Raw genomic sequence first — 25,862 nt, 5'->3', positions numbered from 1 at the left:
TCGGGGGTGGCCTCTAGGGTCTGCGGCCATGCGTCCGGTCCAGGCACAGCTCGCGTTCGACGAGCTCGGAACCCCGTTGCGGGACACCACTTTCGTCGTGTTCGACCTCGAGACGACCGGGGCGGCACCCGGCCCGAACGGGATCACCGAGATCGGCGCGGTGAAGGTGCGCGCGGGCGAGGTGCTGGGCGAGTTCGCGACCCTCGTGAACCCGGGGACGCCGATCCCGCCGCAGATCGTCTCGCTGACGGGCATCACCCACGCGATGGTCTACGACGCGCCGCCGATCGAGGAGGTGCTGCCGGCGTTCCTGGAGTTCATCGGCGGGTCGGTGCTGGTGGCGCACAACTCGGGCTTCGACACGTCGCACATGCGCGCGGCCTGCGAAGGGCACGGGTACGTCTGGCCGAAGGCGACCGTGGTGTGCACCGTCCGGCTGGCCCGGCGGGTCGTCCCGCGTGACGAGGTGGGCCGCTACAACCTCACGGCGCTGGCGCTGCTGTTCGGGGCGCGCACGCGGCCGACGCACCGCGCGCTCGACGACGCGCGCGCCACCGTCGACGTGCTGCACGGCCTGCTGGAGCGCGTCGGCAACCTGGGCGTCCACTCGCTCGAAGAGCTGATGGGGTACCTGCCCGAGGTCACGGTGGCCCAGCGCGCGAAGCGGCACCTGGCGGCGGACCTGCCGGCCGCGCCGGGCGTCTACCTGTTCCGGGGGCCGAAGGAGGAGGTCCTGTACGTCGGCACGGCGAAGGACCTGCGGCGGCGGGTGCGGACGTACTTCACCGGCTCGGAGGGGCGCAGCCGGATCCGGGAGATGGTCGCGCTGGCCGAGCGCGTCGACCACGTCGTCTGCGCGCACTCCCTGGAGGCCGAGGTGCGGGAGCTGCGGCTGATCGGCGCGCACCGGCCGGCGTACAACCGGCGGTCGAAGAACCGGCACCAGGGCTGGTGGGTCGGCCTGACCGACGAGGCGTTCCCGCGGCTGTCGGTGGTGCGGCTGCCGCGCCCGGGGGTGCTGGGCCCGTTCCGCAACCAGGCCGACGCCCGCACGACGGCGGACACCCTGGCCGGCGCGTCGGGGCTGCGCACGTGCACCCAGCGGATCTCGCCGAAGGCACCGAGCGGCACCCCGTGCGTCCTGGCCGAGCTGGGCCGCTGCGGAGCGCCGTGCGCCGGCCGCCAGAGCGTCGAGGCGTACGGCCCGGCGGTCGAGTCGGTCTCGGGGCTGATCGCGGGCCTCGACGGCGCCCCGCTGCGAGCCGCGGCGGCCCAGCTGGAGCGGCTGGCGGACGCCCAGCACTATGAGCAGGCGGCCCGCCACCGCGACGAGCTGGCCGGCCTGATCCGCGTCCTGGGCCGAGCCCACCGCCAGGCCGCACTGGCCTCGATCGGCGAACTGATCGCGGCGGGCCCGGACGGCGCGGGCGGCTGGGAGCTGTCGGTGATCCGCTACGGCCGGCTGGCCTCGGCGGGCGTCGCCCGCCGAGGGGTGCCGCCGATGCCGGTGGTGGAGGCATTGGTGGCCTCGGCGGAGACGGTGCTGCCGGACCCGGGCCCCCTGCACGGCGCGCCCCCGGAGGAGGTGGGCGTGCTGCTGAGGTGGCTGACCCGCCCGGGAGTCCGGCTGGTCCGGACAACCCGCCCCTGGGCCGAGCCGGCGACGGTGGCCGGCTGGCGGGGGTGGCTGGACCTGGTGACGGAAGCCCACTCCCTGGAACACGTCGGCTGAGGCACCGCGGCCCACGCCTCCGGCCGGCGAGCGCACTCGCCCGGCCGGAGATGAGCTGCGGCCGGCTCCCAGCGTCGTGGCTGCTCGGACACCGGCGAGCAGCTCGGCGCATTGTCCGCCGCCCGCTTTTGGCCGAGGCGGCCACCGGCGCGGTGGCCTGGTCAGCCGCGTTGTTCGCCCGCGCGAAAGGCGAAGGGGTATCGATCGAGCGGCCGCCGCAAGTGAGGGGCTACCGACCGAGCGGGCTGCGGCGGGTACGGCCCCTCCCAAGGGCACCGACCGAGCAGGTCCAGCGATCCCGAGGACAGCCGCTCCTCCAAGCCGACCCTCGCCGCCGCCCTCCCAAGAGGGCAGGGACCAAACAGCGCGGCGCCCCCAGCCCACCAGCGGTCGCCGACCTCCCACCCGATCTCGCCGCCGGCGCCGCCCGGGCCACCACCCTCCCAAGCGGTACGGACCGAGCGGGTCCAGCTAGCCCAGCTCCGAGCCGGCGCCCTCCCGAGGGGTACCGACCAACAGCCCAGCGACCCAGTCCACCAGCGATCGCGGCCACTCACCCCGATCTCGCCACCGGCGCCATCCGGCCACCGCCCTCCCAAGCGCACTGACCGAGCGGGTCCAGCGACCCCAGTCCACCAGCGATCGCGGCCACTCACCCCGATCTCGCCACCGGCACCACCCGGCCACCGCCCTCCCAAGCGCACCGACCGAGCGGGTCCAGCGACCCCAACCCACCAGCGGCCACCGACCTCCCACCCCGATCTCGCCACCGGCGCCACCCGGGCCACCGCCCTCTCAAGCGCGCCGACCGAGCGGGTCCAGCTAGCCCAGCCCCGGGCCACCGCCCTCCCGAGCCGACCCTCGCCGTCCGCGCCGCCCATCGGCAGCCGCCCGCCCGCTGTTCCGCGCCGAGTCAGACCGGCCGCTCCGCGGCGGGCTCACTAGGATCGCGGGCGATACCCGCAGACGAGTCTTGGAGGACCCAGGTGATCACCGCGATCGTGTTGATCCAGGTAGAGGCGGACGCGATCCCGGACGCCGCGCAGGCGATCGCCGACCTCGACGGGGTCGGGGAGGTCTACTCGTGCGCCGGGGACGTCGACCTCATCGCCACCGTGCAGGTCTCCGCGCACGAGGAGCTGGCCGAGCTGATCCCCGGGCGGATCGGGAAGGTGGCGGGCGTGCTGAACACCGTCACGCACATCGCGTTCCGCTCCTACTCCCGCGCCGACACCGAATCGGCCTTCTCGATCGGCGCCGAGGAGTGAGCGACCTCCCGGAGGAGCTGGCCGCCGCGCTCGCGGCGGCCCCGGACGCGGCGGCGCTCTTCGAGGCGCTGCCACCGTCCCACCAGCGGGAATACACAAAATGGGTCGCCGAGGCCAAGAAGCCGGAGACCCGGGTCTCCCGCGCCGGGAAGACCGTCACGAGACTGCGAGAACGCTGAAGGCCACCTTCCGGATCGGAAGGTGGCCTTCAGCGTCAGTACCGCTCAGTGCTCGGAGTGCTTGGACGCCGTCTCGGCGCTCTCGATCTCCGCGCGGGTGTGACCGTTGCCGTTCGCGTGGCCATTGCCGTTCGAGTGCCCATTGCCATTCGAATGCCCGTTGCCGTTGGAGTGCCCGTTGCCGTGCGCCCGCTGCAGCGCGGTGGTCTCCTCGGCCGGGTCGGGCGACCAGAACGTGCCCGGCACGGCGTGGCCCGCCGAACCCAGCTTGTTCATCTTCTTCGGCACGGAAGCGCCCTGGTACTCGAGCGGGATCGCGTGGCCGTGGCTGTCGACGCCGCCGAGCGGCTGGTGGATCTCGATGAACTCACCGTGCGGCAGCCGCTTGATGATGCCCGTCTCGACACCGTGCTCCAGCACCTCGCGGTCGGCCCGCTGCAGGCCCAGGCAGAGCCGGTAGGTGAGGTAGTAGGCGACCGGCGGCACGAGCAGGACGCCGATGCGGCCGGCCCACGTCGTCGCGTTCAGGGAGATGTCGAACTGGTCGGCGATGATGTCGTTGAAGCCCGACAGCTCGATCACCATGAAGAAGCCCAGCGCCATCGCGCCCAGCGCCGTGCGGACCGGGACGTCCCGGGGGCGCTGCAGCAGGTTGTGGTATGCGGTGTCCTTGGACAGCTTCCGCTCGATGAACGGGTAGCTGATGAACAGGCCGATCAGGATCGGCATGCCGACCGCGCCGGGGAAGAACACCGCCGGGATCGTGTAGTTCCCGAGGTAGACCTCCCACGCCGGCCAGATCCGGAGCATGCCGTCGGCCCAGGCCATGTACCAGTCGGGCTGGGACCCCGCCGAGACCTGCGCCGGGTTGTACGGGCCGAAGTTCCACACCGGGTTGATCTGGAACAGGCCCGACATCAGCGCCAGCACGCCGATGACCAGCGTGAAGAACGCCCCGCCCTTGAGCGCGAAGTACGGCATGATCCGGACACCGACGACGTTGGTCTCCTTGCGGCGCACACCCGGGAACTGCGTGTGCTTCTGGTACCACACCAGCGCCAAGTGCGCCCCGACCAGCGCGAGCATGATACCCGGCAGCAGCAGGATGTGCAGCGTGTACAGGCGCGGGATGATCTGATCGCCCGGGAACTCCCCACCGAACAACGCCCAGTGGATCCACGTACCGATCACCGGCACCGACAGCACGATCCCCGACAACGTCGCCCGGATCCCGGTACCGGAGAGCAGGTCGTCCGGCAGCGAATACCCGAAGAACCCCTCGAAACAACCCAGGACCAGCAGCAGACCACCGATCACCCAGTTGGCCTCACGCGGCTTGCGGAACGCGCCGGTGAAGAACACCCGCAGCATGTGCACCGCCATCGACGCGACGAAGATCAGCGCCGCCCAGTGGTGCAGCTGCCGCATGAACAGGCCACCGCGGACGTCGAAGGAGATGTCCAGCGTCGTGCGGAACGCCTGGGACATCTCCAGGCCCTGCATGTTCTTGAAACTGCCGTGGTAGACGACCTCCTGCATGGAGGGGTCGAAGAACAGCGTCAGGTACACCCCGGTGAGCAGCAGGATGATGAAGCTGTAGAGCGCGATCTCGCCGAGCAGGAACGACCAGTGGGTCGGGAACACCTTGTTCATCTGGTGCCGCAGGCCCTTGGCCAGGCGGTAGCGCTGATCGGCGTTGTCCGCGGCGTCGCCCACCGCCCGCTCGATCGCGCTCGACCCCTTGGTCGGCGTGGTGAGTGAACTCATGACTTACGCTCCCAAAAGGCCGGACCGATGGCCTCGATGAAGTCGCCTCGCGCGATCAAGTATCCCTCTTCGTCCACCGTGATCGGTAGTTGGGCCAGCGGACGGGTCGCCGGACCGAAAATCGGCTTGGCGTAGTGGAGGGCGTCGAACTGCGACTGGTGGCACGGGCACAGGATGCGGTTGGTCCGCTGCTCGTACAGGGAGGTCGGGCAACCGACGTGGCTGCAGATCTTCGTGTACGCGTACAGGTCGCCGAAGTTGAAGTCCTCTTGGCCGGACCGCTTGACCACCTTGGCGGCGTCGGTCGGGCGCAGGCGGATCAGCATGACCGGGTTGTCGACCCGGGTCAGCGCGGCGGCCAGCAGCTCCGGCTTGTCCTTCTCGGAGTCGCGGTACGGGAACACCGTCTCCATCGCGCCGGCGTCGAGGTCCTCGGCCTTGACCAGGCTCGCTTCCTGGCCCTCTTCCAGCGGCTTGCCGGTGTTGCGGCGCAGGTAGACCTTCTCGCCGGGGAAGTTCGGCTGCCAGCCGGTGTGCCAGAGGGAGTCGCGGCCCTCGGTGTCCTTCCACGGGTTCTTGATGAACGACGCGAGCGGCAACGCGGCGGCCGCGAGGCCCAGCGTGCCGGCCCCGGCGATCGCCGAGCGCTTGATCAGCGACCGGCGGGCGATGGTGCTGCGGCTCCCGGCGTCGGCCAGGTGCGCGAGGATCGTGGCGCGGTCGACCTCGGCCGAGCCCGCGCCGTCACCGTCGTGACGCTCCTGCACCGAGACCTCGGCGGGCACGAACTTCTTCGTGTACAGGATCACGCCGATGCCCAGGCCGAGGATGGCCAGGCCGAGCGTGAGCCCCAGCATCGGGGTGTACAGGCTGTACCAGAAGTGGCCGCTCTCGTTGTCCGGCGCCTCGTACTGCCACGGCCACCAGATCAGCGAGACGACGAAGCCAAGCCCGGCCACGGCGGACAGCGCGAACCAGAACGCCACCAGGCGTTCGGCGCGCTTCTCCGCCCGGGTGCCCTCCACGGGCCACGGGGTCGGGTATTCGGCGATCTCGACGCCGTCGAGCTGACCGCCCAGCTTCAGCAGCTGGTCACGGTCCATCTCAGCCAGCTCCGCCTCCGACGGCGGCTTAGGCCCCTCGGCACTCATGCCTTCGATCCAATCCACAACGTCACGCCGATCAGCGCGGCGATCCCGACGATGAAGGCGATGACGCCCTCGGAGGCGGGGCCGACCCCGCCGAGGCCGTTACCACCCGGGTCATTGTTGCCGTCGGACACCGACTTCACGTAGGCGACGATGTCCTTCTTCTCCTCCGGCGACAGCTGCCGGTCGGAGAACTTCGGCATGTTCTGGGGGCCGGTGAGCATGGCCGTGTAGATCTGCTCTTCGCTGGCCGGGTCCAGGTTCGGCGCGTACTTGCCCGCCGACAGCGCGCCACCGCGGCCGGTGAAGTTGTGGCACGAGGCGCAGTTGAGGCGGAACAGCTCGCCACCGCGGGCCGGGTCGCTGCCGCGCAGGGCCTCGCCCTTCTCCGCGGGACGCTGGGCGCCGCCGCCGTGCGCCTGGATGAAGGCGCCGACCGCGTCGATCTCGGCCTCGCTCAGCTTCGGCGGCTTGCGCTCGACCTGCGCCTCTTGGCGCGCGGCGGGCATGCGGCCCGAAGAAGTCTGGAAGTACACCGCGGCGTCACCGATGCCGATGAGGCTCGGGCCGCGGTCCTGCACGCCTTCGAGGTTCGCGCCGTGGCACGCGATGCAGGTGTTGTTGTAGACCTGCTCGCCGAGGCGCAGCTGCGCCGGCGTGCCCTGGGCCTGCGCGGTCTGCGGCTCGGGGGCGAACACGGCGTACAGGGCGCCGGCGCCCACCAGCGCGATACCGAGCGCGAGCAGGCCGGCGAACCGCCTCCGCAGCTTCGACCGCGCGCGGTAGCCGCGCTCCGAGGATTTGGTGCTGGTGGTCATCTTGCGGCAACCCTTGCTGTCAGTTCAGGCCGATGGTGAAGGTGGTGGCGGCTGGGTGCGGCTGCCTCATGGCAGGAGGTAGATCACACCGAAGAGGCCGACCCACACGATGTCGACGAAGTGCCAGTAGTAGGACACGACGATCGCCGACGTGGCCTGAGCGGGCGTGAACTTGCTCAGCTTGGTGCGGATGAGCAGGTACACGAAGGCGATGAGCCCGCCGATGACGTGCAGGCCGTGGAACCCGGTGGCGAGGTAGAAGACCGTGCCGAACGGGCCGGACGGGATCGTCATCCCCTCTTCGACCAGGTTGTGGTACTCGTTGGCCTGGCCGCCGACGAAGATGGCGCCCATGATCAACGTGATGATGTACCAGCGGCGCAGGCCGTAGACGTCACCGCGCTCGGCGGCGAACACGCCGAACTGGCAGGTCAGCGACGAGAGCACCAGGATCACCGTGAACGGGATCGCGTACCCCACGTTGAGGTGGAACGGCTCGTCGTGCAGCGGTGGTGGCCACGCGCCGGTGGAGTTCTGCGCCTTGACGGTGAAGAACATCGCGAAGAGTCCGGCGAAGAACATCAGTTCGCTGGACAGCCACACGATGGTGCCGACACTGACCATGTTCGGCCGGTTCAGCGAGTGAACCCGCTGACTGATGGTGGGAGCTGCCGTTGTCACGGATCGCATTATGTCCTCCCGCACCGCCGTCCCGCCGGGTGGGTCCACGGCAAGTCGCGTGCGGAGCCGATCACACCCCCGGAAACCGGCACTGCGGAAAGGTGAGAGCTACTCATGGGTTTACTCGACCGGCTGCGTGACCTGGTCAAGAAGGGCGAAACCGCTGTTCTGACGCCTGATACGCCCGGGTTGAAGATCGTCGCCGAGGCCTTCGACCCGGTCGTCGCGGACTCCGCCGTGCTCGCCGGTTCACCCACCTGGGTCAGCACGGCACCGGCCGTTCTGCGGCACCACCTGCTGCTGCCGCCGGGCCGGCTCGCCGAGGCGGCGTCGATCCTCGCCCAGGACGGCTACGACCTGCGAGAAGAGTCACCCGAAGGGGATCGCTCGCGGGTGCACGCGGTGCGCGTCCAGGTCCTCGACGCGCTCCACTGCGCCCAGGAACGGTCCCGGATGGCGGGCCTCGCGCAGCGGCTGGGCGGCGACGCGCTGGGCTGGGACGCGCTCCAGCCGGAGGCGCCCGCGTGATGTCGGTCTCGGCCGATACGATCGGTGCGAGTAGAGCTTTGACAACGACGGAGGCGTGCTCAATATGGCCGAGCGGGCGATGCGGGTCCTGGTGTTCAGCCACAAGGCGGAGGTGCGCGAGGCGATCGTGAACGCGGTCGGCCGGCGGCCCGCCGCCGACGTGGGCCGCGTGGAGTACGTCGAGGCGGCCGGCATCGCGGACGTGCTGTCCGAGGTCGACGCCGGGAACGTCGACCTGGCGATCCTCGACGGCGAGGCGCAGCCCACCGGGGGCATCGGGCTGTGCCGCCAGCTGAAGGCCGAAATCGGGGTGGGGGCGGGCCGGGCCGGTAAAAACACAGTCTGCCCGCCGATCGTGGTGGCGGTGCGGCGGCGGGACGACCGGTGGCTGGCCACCTGGTCGCAGGCGGACGCCGTGCTGGTGCACCCACTGGACCCGCTGACCGCCGCGGAGACCGTCGCCGACGTGCTGCGCGCGCGACGGGTCCCCGTCGTGAACGGCTGAGCCCGGTGACCACCCCGGTCCCCCGCACCTGGCCACCCCTGCTCAAGCAGCTCATCGCGCGGGTCGACCTGTCCGAGGACGACACGGCGTGGGCGATGGACCAGATCATGAGCGGCGCGGCGAGCCCGGCCCGGATCGCCGGGTTCGCGGTGGCGTTGCGCGCCAAGGGCGAGACGCCCGCGGAGATCGCCGGCATGGCCGCGACGATGCTGGCGCACGCGCGCCGCGTCGAGCTGGACGGGCCGGCGGTGGACATTGTCGGCACCGGCGGTGACGGCTCGAACTCCGTGAACATCTCGACGATGGCGACGATCGTCACGGCGGCGGCGGGCGCGCCGGTGGCCAAGCACGGCAACCGCAGCGCGTCGTCGAAGTCCGGGGCGGCCGACGTGCTGGAGACCCTCGGCGTGCGGATCAGCCTGCCGCCGGAGGAGGTGCAGCGCAGCCTCACCGAGGTCGGCGTCGGGTTCTTCCTGGCGTCGGCGTTCCACCCGGCGCTGCGCCACGCGGGCCCGGTGCGGTCCGAGCTGGGCGTGCCGACGACGTTCAACCTGCTCGGCCCGCTGACCAACCCGGCCCAGCCGGGCAGCGCGCTGATCGGCTGCGCGTACCAGGACAAGACCCGGGTGCTGGCCGAGGTGTTCGCCCGGCGCGGCACGCGGGCCCTGGTGGTCCGCGGCGACGACGGCCTCGACGAGATCACCACCACGACGACGTCGACGGTCTGGGTGGTCGACGGCGGCGAGGTCACCGAGCGCGGCCTCGACCCGTTGGACGTGGGGATCCCCCGCGCGACGGCGGAGGACCTGCGCGGCGGCGACGCGGCGGCGAACGCGGAAGTGGTCCGCGAACTGGTGGGCGGCAAGCCGGGCCCGGTCCGCGACGCGGTCCTGATCAACGCCGCGGCGGCCCTGGCGGCCTTCACGGGCTTCTCGGCGTCCCTGGAAGACGATCTGCGAGCGGGCCTGGTGCGCGCGGCCGAGGCGATCGATTCCGGGGCCGCGGCGGCCCTGCTGGACCGCTGGATCGCGTTCCAGTAGCCGGACGGCGTCAGCCGCGGAAGGCCGTGCGGTACGAGGTCGGGCTTGTTCCCCGCAGCCGGGTGAACTGGTGCCGCAACGCCGCCGCGGACGCGTAACCGCACGCCACCGCGATGTCCTCCACCGACAGCCGGCCCTCCTCCAGCAGGGCCTGGGCGCGGTCCAGCCGGCGCTCCGTCAGCCAGCGGTGTGGCGTCGTGCCCGTCGCCGCCGAGAAGCGGCGGAGGAACGTGCGCTCCCCCAAGCCGCTTCGGCGGGCCAGCTCCGCCACCGTGAACGGCTGGTCCAGCCGCCGCTCCACCCATTCCAGCGCTTCGGCCACCACCGAGTCGTCCGGCAGGGACGGGACCGGGGCCTGGACGAACTGGGCCTGGCCGCCCGCGCGGAAGGGCGCCGCCACCATCCGGCGGGCCAGCGTGGTCGCCGCCGTCACACCGCGCAGGCGGCGGACCAGGTGCAGGCACAGGTCGACCGCCGCGACCGTGCCCGCGCTGGTCAGGACGCCGTCGTCGTCGGCGTACAGCGCCTGGGGATCCACGAGCGCCGTCGGGAACTTCTGCCGGAACTCCGCCTCGTACACCCAGTGGACCGTGCAGCGGCGGCCGTCGAGCAGGCCCGCGTAGCCCAGCGTGAACACGCCCGCGCAGAACCCGGCCACCCAGGCGCCGCGCGCGGCCGCTTCGCGCAGGACGTCCAGCACCGGCGACGGTGGCGGCGCGGTCCGCGGCGCGCACGTCGGGACGATCAGCAGGTCCGCCGACGCCGCGAAGGACAGGTCCGCCAGCCCGGACAGGCCGAAGCCCGACCAGCTGGCGACCGGCGCGCCGGCCGGGGAGCAGACGGCGAAGTCCCAGCCTTCGATGCCGTCCGCGCTGCGGTCGGTGCCGAACACCTCGCACGCGACGCCCAGCTCGAACGGCGAAACGTGGTCGGCCAGCACCACCGCGACCCGGTTGACGTCCATCGGCCGAGTGTGTCACAAGTTTTGCGGCCGTTGTCATCTCTGACACTGGTCGGCCGACGCGCACGGGACGAACCTGGTCCGCATGATGAATTCGGAAACCCGCCCGCTGCTCCAGTGGACCGCGGCGATGGCGATGTCCGGGACGATCGGCGCGGTCGTCCTGGAAAGCGGTGCTGCGGCCCCGGCCGTCGCGTTCGCCCGCTGCTTCGTCGGCGGGACGCTGCTCGTGCTCTGGTGCCTTGCGCGCGGCTGGCTGCAGGCCTGGCGGCCGTCGCGCCGCGACCTCGGCCTGGCTGTGCTGGGCGGGCTGTTCCTGGTCGGGAACTGGGTGCTGCTGTTCGCCTCGTACGCGCTGTCGTCGATCTCGGTCAGCACGGTCGTCTACCACACCCAGCCGCTGATCCTGGTCGGCTTGGCGGCGGCGTTCCTGGGCGAGAAGTTCGCGAAGAGTCACCTGATCCGGGCCGGGATCGCGTTCGGCGGCGTGGCGCTCATCTCACTGTCGGCCCACGGCGAGGACGGCAAGCCGGTGCAGCTGGCGGGAATCGCCCTCGCCCTCGGCGCGGCCGTGCTCTACGCCGGCGCGTCCTTCGTCGCGAAGCAGCTGAAGCATGTCCGCCCGCACCTGCTCGCGGCCGTGCAGACCACGGTCGGCGCGCTGCTGCTGGCGCCCGTGCTGCTGATCACGCCGCTGCCGTCGACGACGTCGGGGCTGCTCTGGCTGGTGCTGCTCGGCACGGTGCACACGGCTCTGATGTACGTGCTGATCTACGCCAGCATCGGCAAGCTGCCCACGACGACGGTGGCGCTGCTGTCCTACGTCTACCCGGTGGTCGCCGTGCTGGTCGACATCGCTTTCTACGGCCACCGCCCGACCTGGCCCGAGGCCGTCGGCATGCTCGCGGTGCTGGCCGCCGCGCTGGCCCCGCAACGCACGAAAACCGGCCGCCACACTGTCGAGCAGCGTGACGGCCGGTCAGCGGAACTCGAGGTCAGTCGTGCGACGGACCCGTGTGGTACTCGAACACCAGGCCGCCGATCGTGATCAGCAGCGCGACGAGCGCGATGACGAGGAGCCAGATGTGGAAGAACGCCAGGGCGAGGGCGGCCAGGGCGGCGGTGGCCGCCATGCTGACCGGCCAGTAGCTGCCCGGGCTGAAGAAGCCCAGCTCGCCGGCGCCGTCGCTGATCTCGGCGTCTTCGCGGTCTTCGGGGCGCGGTTCGATGCGGCGGGCGACGAACTGCATGTAGCTGCCCGCGAGGAACGCGAGGCCACCGGTGAGGAACAGCGAAACGATGCCGACCGGCTCGGGTCCGTGGGTGGCGGCCAGCGCGGTCCACACCCAGTACACGGCCGCCATGAACACGGCGAAGCTCGCCACGATGAAGAAGATTCGCGCTTCGACCTTCATGGGTCTTTCCTACTCCTGTTATCGCTCTTCAGGGGGTCCGGGTGGCGGAGCCCCCGGCCCGGGGCGGAGCTCCGGTTGGCACAGTCGCCGGGCGTCAGTTCGACGCGGTCCGCGCCGTGCGGTCGGTGTTGAACGGCTGGGTGGTGACCGCGTGCGGGGTGCACAGCTCGCCGCAGTTCATCTTCGTCAGCGCCTCGGACGCGGTGAACGTCTGGTTCGTGGCCGGGTTCACCTGCTTGCGCAGCGCGATGTACTGGTCGTACTTGTCCGCCGACAGCGCCCGGACCTCGAAGTTCATCACCGAGTGGTACGTGCCGCACAGCTCCGCGCACCGGCCGACGAAGGAGCCTTCGCGGTCGATCTTGTTCTGGAAGGAGCTGTCCTGGTTGTTCTTGTCCGGGTTCGGCATGACGTCGCGCTTGAAGTGGAACTCGGGCACCCAGAAGGAGTGGATGACGTCGGTCGAGATCAGGTCGTACTGGATCGTCTTGCCGACCGGCAGCACCAGCAGCGGGATCTCGCCGGACGAGCCGACCGTGCTGACCTGGCCGCTGCCGTCGGGCTTCGCGGCGCTGGGGTCCTCGTACTTGAACTCCCAGTTCCACTGGAACGCCACGACCTGGACCTTGACGTCCGGGTTCGGGATCTTGTCCAGGACCTTCGACTCCGTCGTCGCGGTGAAGAAGAACAGGACGCAGACCATGATCGTCGGGACGACGACCGTGAACAGCTCGAGCGGGATGTTGTACTGGAACTGCCGGGGCAGCTCCTCCGGCTCGCCGTCGACCGTCTTCTTCTTGCGGTGGAACGTCGCGGTCCAGAAGATCAGGGCCCAGACGATGACGCCGACGACGAGCGCCGCGACCACGGTCCAGGTCCAGAGGTTCCGCATCTCGTTCGCCTGCTCGGTGACACCCACCGGCCAGCCGAACCGCAGGATCTCGTCGCCGGAGCAGCCCGTCGCGGTCAACGCGACCAGCACGGCCAGCGCGGCTACGCGCACGGTCCGCTTACCCAGGGTGCGCTCGGGTTTTCCCACTGCGCCTCGCCCTTTCACCCAGAGCCTCCTACGACCGATCTTTGTGACAGGTGCGGAGCCTAGCCGAGTTGGCGCGCTCCGCTGACCAAGGGGTAACCCTCGACGCGCGTGGTACGCGCCACGTGGGCGCCCCGGCCCGGACTCGCGTGTCGTCCGCCACGGCGCGCCCGGCATACTGGGCGCTTCCCAGCCCCGCGAAGACCCCCTGAAGGTGTGTGAGTACCCGTGTGCGGCCTGCTTGGACTGATCTGCGCGACCGAGACCGGCGCGGCGAACGCGCGTGACGCCGTCGGCGCGGCCATGCGCTGCCAGCGCCACCGCGGCCCCGACGAGCAGGACACCTGGGCCGACGCCGAGGTCGTCTACGGCTTCAACCGGCTGGCGTTCATCGACGTCGAGCACTCCCACCAGCCCCTGGTCTGGGGGCCGCCGGAGGCGCCGGGCCGGTACACGATGAACTTCAACGGCGAGATCTACAACTACGAGGACCTGCGGGCCGAACTCGCCGAGAAGCACGGGGCGAAGTTCGAGACCGAGGGTGACGGCGAGGCGATCGTCGCCGGCTACCACTACCTGGGCGCCGCGTGGGTCGAGAAGCTGCGCGGGATGTTCGCCTTCATGATCTGGGACTCGCAGGAGAAGCGGGTCTTCGGCGCGCGCGACCCGTTCGGGATCAAGCCGCTGTTCTACTCGGCCGGCCCCGGCGGCGTGGCGTTCTCCAGCGAGAAGAAGAGCCTGCTGGAGCTGTCGGACACCCTCGGCGTCGGGCAGGAGCTGGACCGCAAGGCGCTGCAGCACTACCTGGTCCTGCAGTACGTGCCCGAGCCCGAGTCGCTGCACACCGCGATCCGCCGCGTCGAGTCCGGGACGTCGTTCGAGGTGGTCCCCGGCGGTGAGGTGAAGTTCACCCGCTACTTCCACCCGCAGTTCGCCACGAAGCCGGTCAACGGGCCCGCCGAAGCAGAGGCGCTGTACGAGCGCATCGCCGATGTGATGCGCGACTCGGTCGGCAAGCACATGATCTCCGACCCCGACGTCACGGTCGGCGCGTTCCTCTCCGGCGGCATCGACTCCACCGCCACCGCCACGCTGGCCAAGGAGCACAACCCGAACCTGATCGCGTTCACCACCGGGTTCGAGCGCGAGGGCTACTCCGAGGTCGACGTCGCCGCCGAGTCGGCCGCCGCGATCGGCGTGAAGCACGTCGTCCGCACGGTCACCGCGGACGAGATGATGGAGGTGCTGCCGCTCATCGTCTGGTACCTCGACGACCCGGTGGCCGACCCGGCGCTCGTGCCGCTCTGGTTCATCGCGCGCGAAGCCCGCAAGCACGTCAAGGCGGTCCTTTCGGGTGAAGGCGCCGACGAGCTGTTCGGCGGCTACACGATCTACAACGAGCCGATTTCGCTGGCGCCGTTCGAGAAGATGCCGGGCGGCATGCGGAAGCTGATCGGCAAGGTCTCCACGAAGATCCCGGAGGGCACCCGCGGCAAGGACCTGCTGCGCCGCGGCGCGCTGCCGCTGGAGGACCGCTACTACGGCAACGCCCGCAACTTCCGCGACGACCAGCTGCGCCACGTGCTCAAGACGTACCAGGAAGGCGTGGGGTTCAAGGACGTCACCGCGCCCTGGTACGACGTCTCGCGCGGCTGGGACCCGGTGGCCCGGATGCAGCACGTCGACCTCTACACCTGGCTGCGCGGCGACATCCTCGTCAAGGCGGACAAGGTGACCATGGCGAACTCCCTGGAGCTGCGGGTGCCGTTCCTGGACGCCGAGGTGTTCAAGGTCGCCGCTTCCATCCCGCTGGACCAGAAACTCGCCCACAACACGACGAAGTACGCGCTGCGCCAGGCACTCGCCAAGATCATCCCGGCGCACGTGCTGAACCGCCGCAAGCTCGGCTTCCCGGTCCCGATCCGGCTGTGGCTGCGCAACGAGATGTACGACTGGGCCAAGGGCATCATCAACGATTCGCGGACCGAAGAGCTGCTGGACAAGAAGGCCATCCTGGCCCTGCTGGAGGAGCACAAGGCAGGCCAGCTGGACCGCAGCCGCCAGCTGTGGGCGCTGATCGTGTTCATGTTGTGGCACGGCATCTTCGTGGAGCACCGGATCAAGCCGGAGATCCCGGAGCCGGTGTACCCGGTCAAGCTCTGATCGTCCATTGTAGACAGTGAGTGTCCCGCGCGCGGGACAAGCGAAAGGGCTCCTCGCCGAGGCGGGGAGCCCTTTCGCGTCGGGTCAGTGCCACCACTGCCGGGTGCCGCCGGCCACGAAGTCCCCGAGGTCGGGCCTTGTCGCCGTCGGTGAAGAGCCGTTCTGGTCCGGTTCGAGGCGCGGTCGTTCCACCCGCTCCGCAGCACATAGGCGGGGCGGTCCGGATCGGCCGCGCCGGCCGGCGGTGCGATGGCTTCTTGGCGGTGTCGGGTTCCCGCTCCGGGTCGAATCCGCGCGGAGGACCGGCAGCGGCCCGCGGGCCGCTGCCGGAGTTCCCCCTGGTGGAGCCGTCCGATCCCCTCTCGGCCGCCTCTTCGGCCATTCTCCGTACCGGACGGGGCGTCGTCGAGCGGTTCAACGCCAGACGCAAACCCCCAGGTCAGGCGCACGAAAAGGCCCCCTCGCCGGCGGGCGAGGGGGCCTTTCGAGGACAGCGCGTCAGACGGGCAGGACCACCGAGATCTCGTCGGCCGCGTCCGGGCCGAAGGCCTCGCCGATGCGGGCGAGCGCGTCGGCGCGGTCGAACGTCCACTCCTGGGTGCCCACGGTCTCCAGCACCAGCACGGCGACGAGCGAGCCGAGCTGGGCGGCGCGTTCGACGTTGAGACCGCCGTCGAGACCCGCCAGGAAGCCCGCGCGGAAGCCGTCGCCGACACCCGTCGGGTCGGCCTTGGCCCGCTCGGGCACCGCGCCGATCTGCAGGGCGACGCCGTCCTTGCCGACGATCTCGACGCCCTTCTCCCCCAGCGTCGTGATGCGCACGCCGACCTGCTCGAGGACGTCGGCCTCGGTCCAGCCGGTCTTCTGGAGCAGCAGTTCCCACTCGTAGTCGTTGCTGAACAGGTACTTCGCGCCCGCGACGAACGCCCGCGCCTGCTCCCCGGTCATCCGGGCCAGCTGCTGGGACGGGTCGACGGCGAAGGTGAAGCCGCGCTGGCGGCACTCCTCGGCGTGGCGGACCATGCCCTCCGGGTCGTCCGGGCTGATCAGCACCAAGCTCAGCGCGCCGGCGCGTTCGGCGATCGGCGCCAGCTCGATGTTGCGGGACTCCGCCATCGCGCCCGCGTAGAATGTCGCGATCTGGCAGAGGTCCTCGTCCGTCGTGCAGACGAACCGCGCGGTGTGCGCGGTCTCCGACACGTGCACACCCGAGGTGTCGACCCCGTGCCGCTCCAGCCAGGAGCGGTAGTCGGCGAAGTCGGCGCCGACCGCGCCCACCAGCACCGGCTTGACGCCCAGCATGCCGAGGCCGAACGCGATGTTCGCGCCGATCCCGCCGCGCCGGACCACGAGGTCGTCGGCGAGGAAGCTCAAGGACACCCGGTGCAGCTGCTCGGCCACCAGCTGTTCGGCGAATCTCCCCGGGAAGTGCATGAGGTGGTCGGTTGCGATACTGCCGGACACTGCGATCCTGGCCTTGTCTGCCACCGGCTGCTCCTTTGTGGTCGACCTCACGGCAAACGGCGCGAACCTACCCCCGGGTCGTGCCCCATCCGGGTTGTTCGCGCGCACCACCCGACACTACCGGCTGGTACTCCTTCTCCAGTCGAGTCGCGATCAATAGCGTTACGAATCGTGAACGCCGTCACCGAACCCGAGACCCTGTCCGAGCTGATCGCCGACTGCGCCCTCATCCCGACGACGCTGCGTGCCGGCAACGTGCCGCTGCCGCGCGTCGAGGCGCCGCCGTGGCAGGTCGACGAGGCGTGCCACGCCCAGGTCGCGGAGCTCGACGCGTACGTCTGAGCCCGCCCCCGCGAGTCCGCAGCAACGAAGAAGGCCCCGTCCTCCGTTCGGAGGCGGGGCCTTCTCGCGTGTTGCTCGGACTCGGCGGCGAGACTCAGTGGAACGAGTCGCCGCAGGCGCAGGAGCCGGTCGCGTTCGGGTTGTCGATCGTGAAGCCCTGCTTCTCGATCGTGTCCACGAAGTCGATGACGGCTTCCGAGACGTACGGGGCGCTCATCCGGTCCACGGCGACCTTGAGGCCGTCGAAGTCGCGGAACAGGTCACCGTCGAGCGTGCGCTCGTCGAAGAACAGCTGGTAGCGCAGGCCCGCGCAGCCACCGGGCTGGACGGCGATGCGCAGGTGCATGTCGTCGCGGCCCTCCTGGTCGAGCAGGGCCTTCGCCTTGGCAGCCGCGGTGTCGGTCAGCGTGACGCCGTGGGTCTCCTCGGCGGTCTCGGCCTGCGTCGCGCCGGCGTGCTCAGCGGTCGTCATGGCACTCCTCATAGGTTCGAACTCACTGCGGATACTCCTGGTGCCCTACGTCCAACACCCGGTGCGTCCGATCTGTTCCCCCTCCATGGTCGCACATCGATCGACCTGGTGAACGGCGGCGTGACGCCTGCAATACCCTGATGACGTGAGGTTCCTGCGCCGAAGCACCACAGACACCGCCGCCGACGAGCCGGCCACGACCGAAGCCGTCGACGTCGGCGGCAAGTCGTTCACGCCCGGTAAGGGCAAGGCCACGCCCAAGCGGCGGGAGGCGGAGGCGAAGCGCCGCGGCCCGGTCGCGCCGCCGCCGACCACCATGCGTGAGGCGATGAAGCGCAACAAGGAGCTGCGCAAGGCGAACCCGCAGACGAAGGAAGACCGCCGCGCCGCGGCGAAGGCCCGCCGCGACGCGATGATGCGGGGCGACGACAAGGCCCTGCTCCCGCGTGACCGCGGGCCGGTCAAGGCGTACGTCCGCGACCTGGTCGACACCCGGCGCAACCTGCTCGGCCTGTTCATGCCGCTGGCGATCGTGGTGTTCATCGGGCTGTTCATCTTCCAGACCAACCCCGCCTACGCCCGGCTTTCGGAGTACTTCACCTTGTTCACGATGGTGATGCTGATCGTGATGGCCTTCGAGGGGTTCACCAACGGCCGCAAGATCACGAAGCTGGTGCGGGAGAAGTTCCCGAAGGAGACGGTGAACGGCCGGTCGCTCGGCTGGTACGCGTTCGTCCGGGCGAGCCAGATCCGGCGGCTGCGGGTGCCGAAGCCGCGGCTCAAGCCGGGGGACCCGATCCCGAACTGAGCGGTTCCGGGAAGCCGGGTGAGACGCGTCTCACCCGGCTTTTTGCTGTTCTGGGAGCGGTCAGCCGACCTCGACCGCCGTTCGGGCCACGAACTCATCGGCTTTCCCGACCGAGGCGGCAGCGAGTTCGTCGACCTGGCCGGTGTCCGCCGCCTCCCGGATCCGCCGCACCGCCGCCAGGGCCTGCTCGGCCATCTCGACGATTCCCGGCTCACCCGCGACCATCTTGACCCGCCACAAGGCGTGCCTCACCACGGTGATCCGACGGTAGTAGTCGGCGACCGCGGCAGCCATCCGCTCAGTGCCGGTGGCATCCCGTTCGCGATGCCACCTCTCCAAGCAGGCCCAGCGGCAACCGCTCAGTGACTCGAGGAACGCGACGTAGGCCGCGAGCCGGTCGGCCCGGACCTGCCCTCGATGAGCGAATTCCTCCGCCCGCCTAGCCGCGCGCCTGCCGAAGACTGGGTGGTGAGTACGCCGCTGAGCGTGCCCAGCACGGCGATAAGTGCGGTCCGAAAGCCAGACATCGCTGTCTCCTGATTCCCGTCGGCCACATCGACAGGCCTATCGTCCGGCGATCGGGCCCGTCGGTCGCCGGGCTGGAGTCACTCCAGTTCGTTAGCAAAGCAAACGATTACCGCCTAGGCTGGGCGGCATGGAGTTTCGTCGTCTCGGCCGCAGCGGCCTCAACGTCAGTGAGATCTCGTACGGGAACTGGCTCACCCACGGTTCCCAGGTCGAGGAGGAGCAGGCCCACGCCTGCATCAAGGCCGCGCTGGACGCCGGCATCACCACCTTCGACACCGCCGACGCCTACGCGAACACCGCCGCGGAGTCGGTGCTCGGGCGCGGCCTGAAGGGACAGCGGCGGGAGAGCCTGGAGATCTTCACCAAGGTCTTCTGGCCGACCGGTCCCAAGGGCCCCAACGACAAGGGCCTGTCCCGCAAGCACATCCTGGAGTCGGCCGACGCGTCGCTGAAGCGGCTCGGCACCGACTACCTCGACCTCTACCAGGCGCACCGGTTCGACCGGAGCGTGCCGCTCGAAGAGACCATGCTCGCCTTCGCCGACCTGGTCCGCCAGGGCAAGGTGCTCTACGTCGGCGTCTCGGAGTGGACCGGCGAGCAGATCAGCCGGGGCGCGGCGCTGGCCCGCGAGCTGAAGGTGCCGTTCGTCTCGAACCAGCCGCAGTACAACATGCTCTGGCGCGTCATCGAGGACCAGGTCATCCCCGCTTCCGAGCGTGAAGGGCTCAGCCAGATCGTCTGGTCGCCGATCGCGCAGGGCGTGCTGACCGGCAAGTACAAGCCGGGCGCGGCGTTCCCCGAGGGCTCGCGCGCCACCGACGAGAAGGGTGGCGCCAACATGGTCCGCCGCTTCCTCGACGACGAGGTCCTCAAGCGCGTCGCCGAGCTGGAGCCCCTGGCCAAGCAGGCGGGCCTGTCGATGGCGCAGCTGGCCGTCGCGTGGGTGCTGCAGAACCCGAACGTCGCCTCGGCGATCATCGGCGCCTCGCGCCCGGAGCAGGTGGCGGACAACGTCCAGGCCGCGGGCAAGAAGCTCGACGCCGACCTGCTCACCGCCATCGACGACGTCCTCGGTGACGTCGTCGAGCGCGACGCGAGCCTCACCAAGAGCCCCTGACGTCGAAAGCCGTGAAGGCCTCCTTACCGGCCATAAGAGCCGGTAAGGAGGCCTTCACGGCTTTCAGTCCTGGTTGATCCGGGCCTGGTAGGGGACGTGGCCGTCCAGGTCCAGGCCGTCCTCCGGGGAGACGCGGGGCTCGACGCCGAACCCGCGCAGCAGGCGGCTCGCGCCCGCCAGCCGGTCGCCGCCGCGGCCCGGGAGCCGCTCGGGGGTGAACCCGCGCTCGGCCAGCAGGCTTTCGACGTCGTCGATCAGCCGGTACGGGTCGTAACCCCGCGGCTCACCCACGGGGCCAGGTCTTCCCGGTGATCCGCTCGTAGACCTCGGTGTAGCGCTGCCGCGTCTGCTCGACGATGTCCGCCGGGATCTCCGGCCCGGGCGGGGTCTGGTCCCAGCCGGTGCTCCGCGACCAATCGCGCACGAACTGCTTGTCGAAGGCGTGCTGCGGGCGGCCCGGCTCCCACTCGTCGGCCGGCCAGAAGCGCGACGAGTCCGACGTCAGGACCTCGTCGCCCAGGGTCAGCGTGCCCTCGGCGTCGAACCCGAACTCCAGCTTGGTGTCGGCGATGATGACGCCCTGCTTCGCGGCGTGTTCGGCGCCCTTCGTGTAGATCTCCAGCGTCAGCTCGCGAAGCCGCTTCGCGGTGTCTTCGCCGATTTCGTTCAGCACCTCCTCGAAGGTCATGAACTCGTCGTGGCCGGTGTCGGAGATCTTCGTCGTCGGCGTGAAGATCGGCTCGGGCAGCTTGTCGCCCTCGACCAGCCCCGGCGGCAGCGAGACGCCCGAGATCTTGCCGTCACGCTGGTACTCCCGCAGGCCCAGGCCGGCGAGGTAGCCGCGCGCGATGCACTCGACCTGGACCATCTTCAGCGGCTTGCAGCGCATCGCGCGGCCCGCGAACTCTTCGGGGACGTCGGTCGCCGAGACGACGTGGTTCGGGACGACGTCGGACATCCGGTCGAACCACCACGCGGACAGCTGGTTGAGCAGCTTGCCCTTGTCCGGGATCGGCGTCGGGAGCGAGACGTCGTAGACCGACACGCGGTCGGTGGCGACCAGCAGGAGGTCGCCGTCGAGCTCGTAGAGGTCACGGACCTTGCCCGCGTGGATGTGCTTCATTCGCCGTCCTCAGTCGTGTACTCGTGGAAAACCCAGTGTTCGGGCAGCGCGGCGGACTCACCGTATTCCACGACCGTCCCGTCGGCCGCGAGGAAGGTGCTCCGGCTGAGCAGCACCGGCGACCCGGCCGGCACCTCCAGCTCGGCCGCCTCGTTCTCGTCCGCCCGGCCCGCCGCGTGCCGTTCCTGCGTGACGGCGATCCTCGTGCCGAGCCGCGCGGCCGCGTGGGCCGACGTGCCCTCGACGATCCGCTCCGGCACCAGCAGCGCCGGCGCCCTGGCCGAGAGCGCGCCGTCGAACCACGAGGTCGACGTCGACAGCGGGCGCGAATCCGGCCCGTACGTGGTGCGCCGGCGCCGGATGGCCGGCGCGCGCTCTTCCAGGCCGAGCGCGGCCGCGGCCCGCTCGGTCGCCGGTTCGAGCCCGGCCGAGCGGATCACGGCGTAGTGGCCCGGCGGGTAGATCTTGCCGGTCCGCGCCGAGGCGGCGCTGCGGTCGAGCGCGCTGCGGTGCAGGCCGCCGCGGTCGACGACGGTGCCGACGCCGCGCACCGGGCGCACGAGCCCCTGCGAACGCAGCGTGGCCAGCACTTTGGTGGCCGTCGCCATCGCGACGGCCCACGTGCGCGCGATCTCACGGGCGGACGGCACCGTATCGCCCTCCTGCAACCGGCCGGACAGGATGTCTTCACGGATCCGGCCCGCGATCTGCAGGTACGGCGGCTCAGGACGGTCGAGGGTGGGCAAGGCGGCTCCTCACGAGGACTACGCACAAGTGTTCTAGCACGCCAGGGGGTCTCCCTCAAAGCCCTGCTCAGAACCACCCAGGTGTACTAGTACACGCGCTGGACTGCGCTCTAGTACGCAAGTTACCCTCGAAAGTGTGTCCCCGCCCACATCCCACACTGGATCAAGCGGCCCGGACCTCGAGGAACTGCTCGAGGAGCTCCGGCGCCGCAAATGGGTGCTGCACCTGTTCGGCGGCCGCGAGGCGCCGGAGATCTACGCGGCGGTCTTCCAGTGGCAGACCTGCGCGGACGTGGTCGTGCTGCGGGACGAGCACCGGGCGAGCGCCTACCGGGTGCCGACGTTCCCGGGCACCGACGTGTTCAGCCCGCGGGTGGTGACGTGGCAATACCACGCCACCCCGGTCTGGACCCTGCGGGCGGCGCTGACCCTGGCGGAGCCGGGCACCCCCGGCGCCCCACTGCAAGCGCTGCGCCCGCAGCCGGGCTGTCACATCCCGATGGAGCTCCGCGCGGACGTGACGATCCGCCCGACCTGGACCGCTTACGAGGAGGAGAAGGGGGACGACGGCGGACCACCCGCCTGCGCTTAGCGGGCGAGCAGCCGCTCCGCGACGACCAGGTCGTGAGGGTAGGTGATCTTCAGGTTCTCGGGCGCACCGGGGACCCACCGGATCGGCAGGGAGGAGTACCGCTCCATGCAGGACGAAGTGTCCGTTCCCGAGAAGCCTTCACGCTCCGCCTGTTCATAGGCCTCGAGCAGCGGTCCGGCCCGGAAGCCCTGAGGCGTCTGGACGCGGATCGCGCCGGGCACCTGGGCGACCAGGTGCCCGGCATCCACCTCGACGACGTCGTCCGCGGCCAGGCCCGGCACAGCCCCCCCGTCCTCGCGTGTCCGGGCCAGCACCGCACCGACCAGATCGGGGTGGACCAGCGGCCGGGCCGCGTCGTGCAGCAGCACGGCGTCGACCCGGCCGCCTCTTATGCGGGGGGCGAGGTGCCGCAACGCGTTCAGCTCGGACGCCTGCCGCGTGGCCCCGCCGTGCACGACCTCGACTTCGTTCGCGAAGGAGCCGAGGACCTCCTGGGCCAGTTCGGTGTCCTGCGGCCGGATCACCAGCACCAGCACGCCGATGCCGGGCACCCGGGCGAAGGCGTCGAGCGACCAGGCGACCACCCGCCGCCCGGCCAGCGGCAGGTAGACCTTGTTCAGCTTCGCGCCGACGCGGGTGCCCGCGCCGCTGGCCAGCACCACCGCGGCCGCGGTCTTCTCCACCTTCTCCACGAGCGGCGAGACTACTGGGCGGCCCCCGCCCCGGCCCGCGCGGCGAGGCGAGCCCGGTGCCCCCCGCCACGACCTTCGCGCCGATCCACCGGCTCCGGCTCTGGCCAATGCCGTGAAGGGCACCTTCAGGGACTTGAGGGGCCTGAGGGTGCCCCTCACGGCATGGGCCTGGGAGCCGGCCGGCTCGTGCGGTGGCAGGCATCGCCGCGGACCTCGGCCGGCCGCGTTGTCCGGCGGCCCCCGACCCGGCCCGCGCGGCGAGGCGAGCCCGGTGCTCCCCCGCCACGACCTTCGCGCCGATCCACCGGCTCTGGCCAATGCCGTGAGGGGCACCTTCAGGGACATATAAGCCCTGAAGGTGCCCCTCACGGCCTCGCAGGAGGGCACCGGTGACGCGGCCCACCGGCGGTTTCCCCCGGCCCGGTAGGTTGGGCGCCAGCGTTGCCACGCAAGAGGAAGGGCCTGGTGTGGAGCCGGAAGACATCGAGTTCCCCGAGATCACCCCGCCCGACGAGCACGCCCGGTCCGCGGCGATCGCGTTGCACGACAAGCTGGTTAAGCCCGCCGGGTCGCTCGGCAGGCTCGAAGAGCTGGGCGTCTGGATCGCCGCCTGCCAGGGCCAGTCGCCGCCGCGGCCGTTCACCCGGCCCCGCGTCGTCGTCTTCGCCGGGGACCACGGGATCGCCGCCAAGGGCGTCTCGGCCTATCCCGCCGAGGTCACCTCGCAGCTGCTGGGCACGATGCTGACCGGTGGCGCCGTGATCAACGTGCTGGCCGCCGCCGCGGGCGCGAGCGTCCGCGTGGTCGACATGGCCGTGGACACCGAGGCCCCCGCGACCCGCTCGATCGGCGAGTTCAAGGTCCGCCGCGGCTCCGGCTCGATCGACGTCGAGGACGCCCTGAGCGCCGACGAGGTCCAGGCCGCCGTGCGCGCCGGGATCACGATCGCCGACGCCGAGGTCGACGGCGGTGCGGACCTGCTCATCCCCGGCGACCTCGGGATCGGCAACAGCACGCCGGCGTCCGTGCTGGTCGCGGCGCTGACCGGCACCGAGCCGGTGGCCGTGGTCGGGCGCGGGTCCGGCATCGACGACGACGCCTGGATGCGCAAGGCCACCGCGGTGCGCGACGCGCTGCGCCGGGCCCGCGTCGTGCTGGCCGATCCGATCGCCCTGCTGCGCACCACCGCGGGCGCCGACATCGCCGCGATGGCCGGGTTCCTGGCCCAGGCCGCCCTCCGGCGGACGCCGGTGGTGCTGGACGGTCTCGTCGCCTGTGCGGCGGCGCTGGTCGCCGAGGACCTCGCCCCGGGCGCGCGCCGCTGGTGGGTCGCCGGGCAGCGCACGGCCGAGCCGGCCCACGGCCTCGCCCTGGAGCACCTGGACCTGGGCCCGCTGCTGGAACTGGACGTCCGGCTCGGTGAGGGCACCGGCGCGGTGACGGCGTTGCCGCTGCTGTCGATGGCCGCGCGCGTCCTGGCCGAGACGGCCACGCTCGAGCAGGCCGGCGTCTCCGGCCCGCTCATCCCCGCCACCGCCACCTGACCCCGAAAGTCCGTGAAGGCCTCCTTGAGGGACTCAGAGTCCCTCAAGGAGGCCTTCACGGACTTGGACGACCTCAGCCGAGCGGGATCATCCAGTGGTCCGCGTCCGGGCGGGTGCCGTCCTGGATGCCGGTCAGCTCTTCGCGCAGCTTCATCGTCAGCGCGCCCGGCTGGCCGTCGCCGATCGTGAACTCGCCACCTCCGTGCTTGACGTGCCCGACCGGCGTGATCACCGCCGCCGTGCCGCAGGCGAACGTCTCCGTCAGCTCACCCGAGGCCGCCGCCTTCTCCCACTCCTCGGTGGAGATGCGGCGCTCCTCGACGCGGTAGCCGAGGCGGGAAGCGAGCTGCAGCAGCGACTTGCGGGTGACGCCGGGCAGCAGCGAGCCGGTCAGCTCGGGGGTGACGAGCCGGGCGTCCTCGCCGGAGCCGAAGACGAAGAACAGGTTCATCCCGCCCATCTCCTCGACCCAGCGCCGCTCCACCGCGTCGAGCCAGACGACCTGGTCGCAGCCCTTTTCGACGGCCTGCGCCTGCGCCACGAACGACGCCGCGTAGTTGCCGGCGCACTTCGCCGCGCCGGTGCCGCCGGGCGCCGCGCGCACGTACTCGGTCGAGAGCCAGACGCTCACCGGCTTGATGCCGCCGGAGAAGTACGACCCGGCCGGGGACGCGATGACGGTGTAGAGGTAGTCGGCGGCCGGGCTGTTGACGCCGAGGCCGGTGGACGTCGAGATCATGAACGGCCGCAGGTAGAGCGCGTCACCCTGCCGGGTGGGCACCCACCGGTTGTCGACGGCGATCAGCTCGCGCAGCGAATCGAGGAACAGCTCTTCGGGCAGCTGCGGCATGGCGAGCCGCTCGGCCGACTGCCGGAACCGCGTGGCGTTGGCGTCCGGGCGGAACGACGCGATCTCACCGCTCGGCTGGCGGTAGGCCTTGAGACCCTCGAAGATGGCCTGGCCGTAGTGCAGCACCGACGTCGCCGGGTCGAGGGTGAACGGGGCGTAGGGGCCGACCTGCGCGTCGTGCCAGCCTTCGCTCTTGGACCACTTCACCGTCACCATGTGGTCGGTGAAATACAGCCCGAATCCGGGGGCGGTGAGTACCTCCGCGACGCGTTCCTGGCTCGCAGGGCTCGAGTGCGGGACAGAGGTGAACTGCGTCGTGATGGTCATGGCCAGAGAATACCTG

At 70.8% G+C, this 25,862-nt stretch carries 28 protein-coding genes; 13 read left to right on the top strand and 15 right to left on the bottom strand.

Annotated elements, in window-relative coordinates:
• Positions 1-28 precede the first annotated feature (28 nt).
• From OHS18_RS42475 to OHS18_RS42465, 3 genes are all read left to right on the top strand, one after another.
• Positions 29-1,732, top strand: a complete 1,704-nt coding sequence (locus OHS18_RS42475; RefSeq protein WP_328614610.1) for a DEDD exonuclease domain-containing protein — start codon at positions 29-31, stop codon at positions 1,730-1,732.
• A gap of 986 nt (positions 1,733-2,718) precedes the next feature.
• Positions 2,719-3,000, top strand: a complete 282-nt coding sequence (locus tag OHS18_RS42470) for an Lrp/AsnC family transcriptional regulator (protein ID WP_328443055.1) — start codon at positions 2,719-2,721, stop codon at positions 2,998-3,000.
• Positions 2,997-3,179, top strand: a complete 183-nt coding sequence (locus OHS18_RS42465; protein WP_328614609.1) for a YdeI/OmpD-associated family protein — start codon at positions 2,997-2,999, stop codon at positions 3,177-3,179. Before OHS18_RS42470 ends, OHS18_RS42465 begins: the two co-directional genes overlap by 4 nt.
• Before the next feature lie 45 nt (positions 3,180-3,224).
• Here the strand turns inward: OHS18_RS42465 and qcrB are convergent, their stop codons facing one another.
• The 4 genes from qcrB to ctaE all read right to left on the bottom strand — a co-directional run bounded on the left by qcrB (position 3,225) and on the right by ctaE (position 7,602).
• Positions 3,225-4,946, bottom strand: coding sequence for a cytochrome bc1 complex cytochrome b subunit (gene qcrB / locus OHS18_RS42460; protein WP_328614608.1), 1,722 nt, complete (start codon positions 4,944-4,946; stop codon positions 3,225-3,227).
• Positions 4,943-6,097 carry a cytochrome bc1 complex Rieske iron-sulfur subunit gene (gene qcrA / locus OHS18_RS42455; protein ID WP_328443058.1) on the bottom strand — a complete coding sequence of 385 codons (1,155 nt, stop codon included), beginning with the start codon at positions 6,095-6,097 and terminating at the stop codon, positions 4,943-4,945. Before qcrA ends, qcrB begins: the two co-directional genes overlap by 4 nt.
• On the bottom strand, positions 6,094-6,912 hold the full coding sequence (gene qcrC / locus OHS18_RS42450; protein WP_328443059.1) for a cytochrome bc1 complex diheme cytochrome c subunit: 819 nt from the start codon (positions 6,910-6,912) through the stop codon (positions 6,094-6,096). Before qcrC ends, qcrA begins: the two co-directional genes overlap by 4 nt.
• A gap of 66 nt (positions 6,913-6,978) precedes the next feature.
• On the bottom strand, positions 6,979-7,602 hold the full coding sequence (ctaE, locus tag OHS18_RS42445; RefSeq protein WP_328443060.1) for an aa3-type cytochrome oxidase subunit III: 624 nt from the start codon (positions 7,600-7,602) through the stop codon (positions 6,979-6,981).
• 105 nt (positions 7,603-7,707) lie between these two features.
• Between ctaE and OHS18_RS42440 the strand changes: the two genes are divergently transcribed.
• The 3 genes from OHS18_RS42440 (at position 7,708) to trpD (ending at position 9,666) form a co-directional block, all read left to right on the top strand.
• The gene (locus OHS18_RS42440; RefSeq protein WP_328443061.1) at positions 7,708-8,121 is read left to right on the top strand and encodes a hypothetical protein; all 414 of its coding nucleotides are present in this window, start codon (positions 7,708-7,710) and stop codon (positions 8,119-8,121) included.
• Between the two features lie 64 nt (positions 8,122-8,185).
• Entirely contained in the window at positions 8,186-8,626 is a 441-nt protein-coding gene (locus OHS18_RS42435; RefSeq protein WP_328459022.1) for a hypothetical protein, read from the top strand.
• Between the two features lie 5 nt (positions 8,627-8,631).
• Positions 8,632-9,666, top strand: a complete 1,035-nt coding sequence (gene trpD, locus OHS18_RS42430; RefSeq protein ID WP_328443062.1) for an anthranilate phosphoribosyltransferase — start codon at positions 8,632-8,634, stop codon at positions 9,664-9,666.
• 10 nt (positions 9,667-9,676) lie between these two features.
• On the opposite strand, the gene OHS18_RS42425 is transcribed toward trpD, so the two are convergent.
• The gene (locus OHS18_RS42425; protein ID WP_328614607.1) at positions 9,677-10,630 is read right to left on the bottom strand and encodes a GlxA family transcriptional regulator; all 954 of its coding nucleotides are present in this window, start codon (positions 10,628-10,630) and stop codon (positions 9,677-9,679) included.
• An 82-nt stretch (positions 10,631-10,712) separates the two neighbouring features.
• On the opposite strand from OHS18_RS42425, the gene OHS18_RS42420 reads away from it, so the two are divergent.
• Positions 10,713-11,675 (top strand): DMT family transporter, encoded by a 963-nt coding sequence (locus OHS18_RS42420; protein WP_328614606.1) that lies wholly within the window; start codon positions 10,713-10,715, stop codon positions 11,673-11,675.
• Here the strand turns inward: OHS18_RS42420 and OHS18_RS42415 are convergent.
• Together OHS18_RS42415 and ctaC are read right to left on the bottom strand one after the other, a co-directional pair.
• Positions 11,623-12,042: a cytochrome c oxidase subunit 4 gene (locus OHS18_RS42415; RefSeq protein WP_326947325.1), complete on the bottom strand. Its 420-nt coding sequence runs from the start codon at positions 12,040-12,042 to the stop codon at positions 11,623-11,625. The genes OHS18_RS42420 and OHS18_RS42415 overlap by 53 nt on opposite strands.
• A 94-nt stretch (positions 12,043-12,136) precedes the next feature.
• Positions 12,137-13,081: an aa3-type cytochrome oxidase subunit II gene (ctaC, locus tag OHS18_RS42410; RefSeq protein ID WP_328443065.1), complete on the bottom strand. Its 945-nt coding sequence runs from the start codon at positions 13,079-13,081 to the stop codon at positions 12,137-12,139.
• Between the two features lie 225 nt (positions 13,082-13,306).
• Between ctaC and asnB the strand changes: the two genes are divergently transcribed.
• Positions 13,307-15,241: an asparagine synthase (glutamine-hydrolyzing) gene (gene asnB, locus OHS18_RS42405; protein WP_328614605.1), complete on the top strand. Its 1,935-nt coding sequence runs from the start codon at positions 13,307-13,309 to the stop codon at positions 15,239-15,241.
• A gap of 498 nt (positions 15,242-15,739) precedes the next feature.
• On the opposite strand, the gene OHS18_RS42400 is transcribed toward asnB, so the two are convergent.
• The gene (locus OHS18_RS42400; RefSeq protein WP_328443067.1) at positions 15,740-16,729 is read right to left on the bottom strand and encodes a carbohydrate kinase family protein; all 990 of its coding nucleotides are present in this window, start codon (positions 16,727-16,729) and stop codon (positions 15,740-15,742) included.
• Positions 16,730-16,876: 147 nt separating this feature from the next.
• Here OHS18_RS42400 and OHS18_RS42395 point away from each other — a divergent pair, with 147 nt between their 5' ends.
• Entirely contained in the window at positions 16,877-17,047 is a 171-nt protein-coding gene (locus OHS18_RS42395) for a hypothetical protein (protein ID WP_328443068.1), read from the top strand.
• 94 nt (positions 17,048-17,141) lie between these two features.
• Here the strand turns inward: OHS18_RS42395 and OHS18_RS42390 are convergent, their stop codons facing one another.
• Positions 17,142-17,519, bottom strand: coding sequence for a HesB/IscA family protein (locus OHS18_RS42390; RefSeq protein ID WP_247062697.1), 378 nt, complete (start codon positions 17,517-17,519; stop codon positions 17,142-17,144).
• A 145-nt stretch (positions 17,520-17,664) separates the two neighbouring features.
• Here OHS18_RS42390 and OHS18_RS42385 point away from each other — a divergent pair, with 145 nt between their 5' ends.
• Positions 17,665-18,327, top strand: coding sequence for a DUF3043 domain-containing protein (locus OHS18_RS42385; protein ID WP_328443069.1), 663 nt, complete (start codon positions 17,665-17,667; stop codon positions 18,325-18,327).
• A 60-nt stretch (positions 18,328-18,387) separates the two neighbouring features.
• Here the strand turns inward: OHS18_RS42385 and OHS18_RS42380 are convergent, their stop codons facing one another.
• Positions 18,388-18,621 carry a hypothetical protein gene (locus OHS18_RS42380; RefSeq protein ID WP_328614604.1) on the bottom strand — a complete coding sequence of 78 codons (234 nt, stop codon included), beginning with the start codon at positions 18,619-18,621 and terminating at the stop codon, positions 18,388-18,390.
• 361 nt (positions 18,622-18,982) lie between these two features.
• On the opposite strand from OHS18_RS42380, the gene OHS18_RS42375 reads away from it, so the two are divergent.
• Positions 18,983-19,972 (top strand): aldo/keto reductase family protein, encoded by a 990-nt coding sequence (locus tag OHS18_RS42375; RefSeq protein WP_328614603.1) that lies wholly within the window; start codon positions 18,983-18,985, stop codon positions 19,970-19,972.
• Positions 19,973-20,035: 63 nt separating this feature from the next.
• On the opposite strand, the gene OHS18_RS42370 is transcribed toward OHS18_RS42375, so the two are convergent.
• The 3 genes from OHS18_RS42370 to OHS18_RS42360 are packed head-to-tail and all read right to left on the bottom strand — an operon-like array spanning position 20,036 to position 21,841.
• Entirely contained in the window at positions 20,036-20,263 is a 228-nt protein-coding gene (locus tag OHS18_RS42370) for a hypothetical protein (RefSeq protein ID WP_323332556.1), read from the bottom strand.
• Positions 20,256-21,095, bottom strand: coding sequence for a phosphoribosylaminoimidazolesuccinocarboxamide synthase (locus tag OHS18_RS42365; protein ID WP_328614602.1), 840 nt, complete (start codon positions 21,093-21,095; stop codon positions 20,256-20,258). Before OHS18_RS42365 ends, OHS18_RS42370 begins: the two co-directional genes overlap by 8 nt.
• Positions 21,092-21,841, bottom strand: coding sequence for a GntR family transcriptional regulator (locus OHS18_RS42360; RefSeq protein ID WP_328614601.1), 750 nt, complete (start codon positions 21,839-21,841; stop codon positions 21,092-21,094). The genes OHS18_RS42365 and OHS18_RS42360 overlap by 4 nt, the downstream gene beginning before the upstream one ends.
• A 136-nt stretch (positions 21,842-21,977) precedes the next feature.
• Here OHS18_RS42360 and OHS18_RS42355 point away from each other — a divergent pair, with 136 nt between their 5' ends.
• Complete coding sequence (locus OHS18_RS42355; protein WP_328443074.1) at positions 21,978-22,433, top strand: hypothetical protein; 456 nt, start codon at positions 21,978-21,980, stop codon at positions 22,431-22,433.
• Here OHS18_RS42355 and OHS18_RS42350 read toward each other — a convergent pair.
• Positions 22,430-23,116, bottom strand: coding sequence for an IspD/TarI family cytidylyltransferase (locus OHS18_RS42350; protein ID WP_328618676.1), 687 nt, complete (start codon positions 23,114-23,116; stop codon positions 22,430-22,432). The two genes, OHS18_RS42355 and OHS18_RS42350, sit on opposite strands and share 4 nt — an antisense overlap.
• Before the next feature lie 476 nt (positions 23,117-23,592).
• Here OHS18_RS42350 and cobT point away from each other — a divergent pair, with 476 nt between their 5' ends.
• Positions 23,593-24,669, top strand: coding sequence for a nicotinate-nucleotide--dimethylbenzimidazole phosphoribosyltransferase (cobT, locus tag OHS18_RS42345; protein ID WP_328443075.1), 1,077 nt, complete (start codon positions 23,593-23,595; stop codon positions 24,667-24,669).
• A gap of 73 nt (positions 24,670-24,742) precedes the next feature.
• Here cobT and OHS18_RS42340 read toward each other — a convergent pair whose 3' ends face one another.
• The gene (locus OHS18_RS42340) at positions 24,743-25,846 is read right to left on the bottom strand and encodes a branched-chain amino acid aminotransferase (protein ID WP_328614600.1); all 1,104 of its coding nucleotides are present in this window, start codon (positions 25,844-25,846) and stop codon (positions 24,743-24,745) included.
• Between the last annotated feature and the right edge of the window lie 16 nt (positions 25,847-25,862).

Source organism: Amycolatopsis sp. NBC_00355, assembly GCF_036104975.1.
Lineage (GTDB): Bacteria > Actinomycetota > Actinomycetes > Mycobacteriales > Pseudonocardiaceae > Amycolatopsis.
The sequence above is the reverse complement of the archived record's forward strand: the minus strand, read 5'-3'. Positions and strand labels throughout refer to the sequence as shown.

Bases quoted from the DNA above. Each gene is read 5' to 3' on its own strand.
- qcrB (WP_328614608.1), bottom strand. From the start codon at position 4,946: ATGAGTTCACTCACCACGCCGACCAAGGGGTCGAGCGCGATCGAGCGG.
- OHS18_RS42390 (WP_247062697.1), bottom strand. From the start codon at position 17,519: ATGACGACCGCTGAGCACGCCGGCGCGACGCAGGCCGAGACCGCCGAG.
- OHS18_RS42435 (WP_328459022.1), top strand. From the start codon at position 8,186: ATGGCCGAGCGGGCGATGCGGGTCCTGGTGTTCAGCCACAAGGCGGAG.
- OHS18_RS42420 (WP_328614606.1), top strand. From the start codon at position 10,713: ATGATGAATTCGGAAACCCGCCCGCTGCTCCAGTGGACCGCGGCGATG.
- qcrC (WP_328443059.1), bottom strand. From the start codon at position 6,912: ATGACCACCAGCACCAAATCCTCGGAGCGCGGCTACCGCGCGCGGTCG.
- OHS18_RS42375 (WP_328614603.1), top strand. From the start codon at position 18,983: ATGGAGTTTCGTCGTCTCGGCCGCAGCGGCCTCAACGTCAGTGAGATC.
- OHS18_RS42365 (WP_328614602.1), bottom strand. From the start codon at position 21,095: ATGAAGCACATCCACGCGGGCAAGGTCCGTGACCTCTACGAGCTCGAC.
- OHS18_RS42475 (WP_328614610.1), top strand. From the start codon at position 29: ATGCGTCCGGTCCAGGCACAGCTCGCGTTCGACGAGCTCGGAACCCCG.
- OHS18_RS42440 (WP_328443061.1), top strand. From the start codon at position 7,708: ATGGGTTTACTCGACCGGCTGCGTGACCTGGTCAAGAAGGGCGAAACC.
- OHS18_RS42415 (WP_326947325.1), bottom strand. From the start codon at position 12,042: ATGAAGGTCGAAGCGCGAATCTTCTTCATCGTGGCGAGCTTCGCCGTG.
- qcrA (WP_328443058.1), bottom strand. From the start codon at position 6,097: ATGAGTGCCGAGGGGCCTAAGCCGCCGTCGGAGGCGGAGCTGGCTGAG.
- OHS18_RS42340 (WP_328614600.1), bottom strand. From the start codon at position 25,846: ATGACCATCACGACGCAGTTCACCTCTGTCCCGCACTCGAGCCCTGCG.
- ctaE (WP_328443060.1), bottom strand. From the start codon at position 7,602: ATGCGATCCGTGACAACGGCAGCTCCCACCATCAGTCAGCGGGTTCAC.
- OHS18_RS42425 (WP_328614607.1), bottom strand. From the start codon at position 10,630: ATGGACGTCAACCGGGTCGCGGTGGTGCTGGCCGACCACGTTTCGCCG.
- OHS18_RS42380 (WP_328614604.1), bottom strand. From the start codon at position 18,621: ATGGCTGCCGCGGTCGCCGACTACTACCGTCGGATCACCGTGGTGAGG.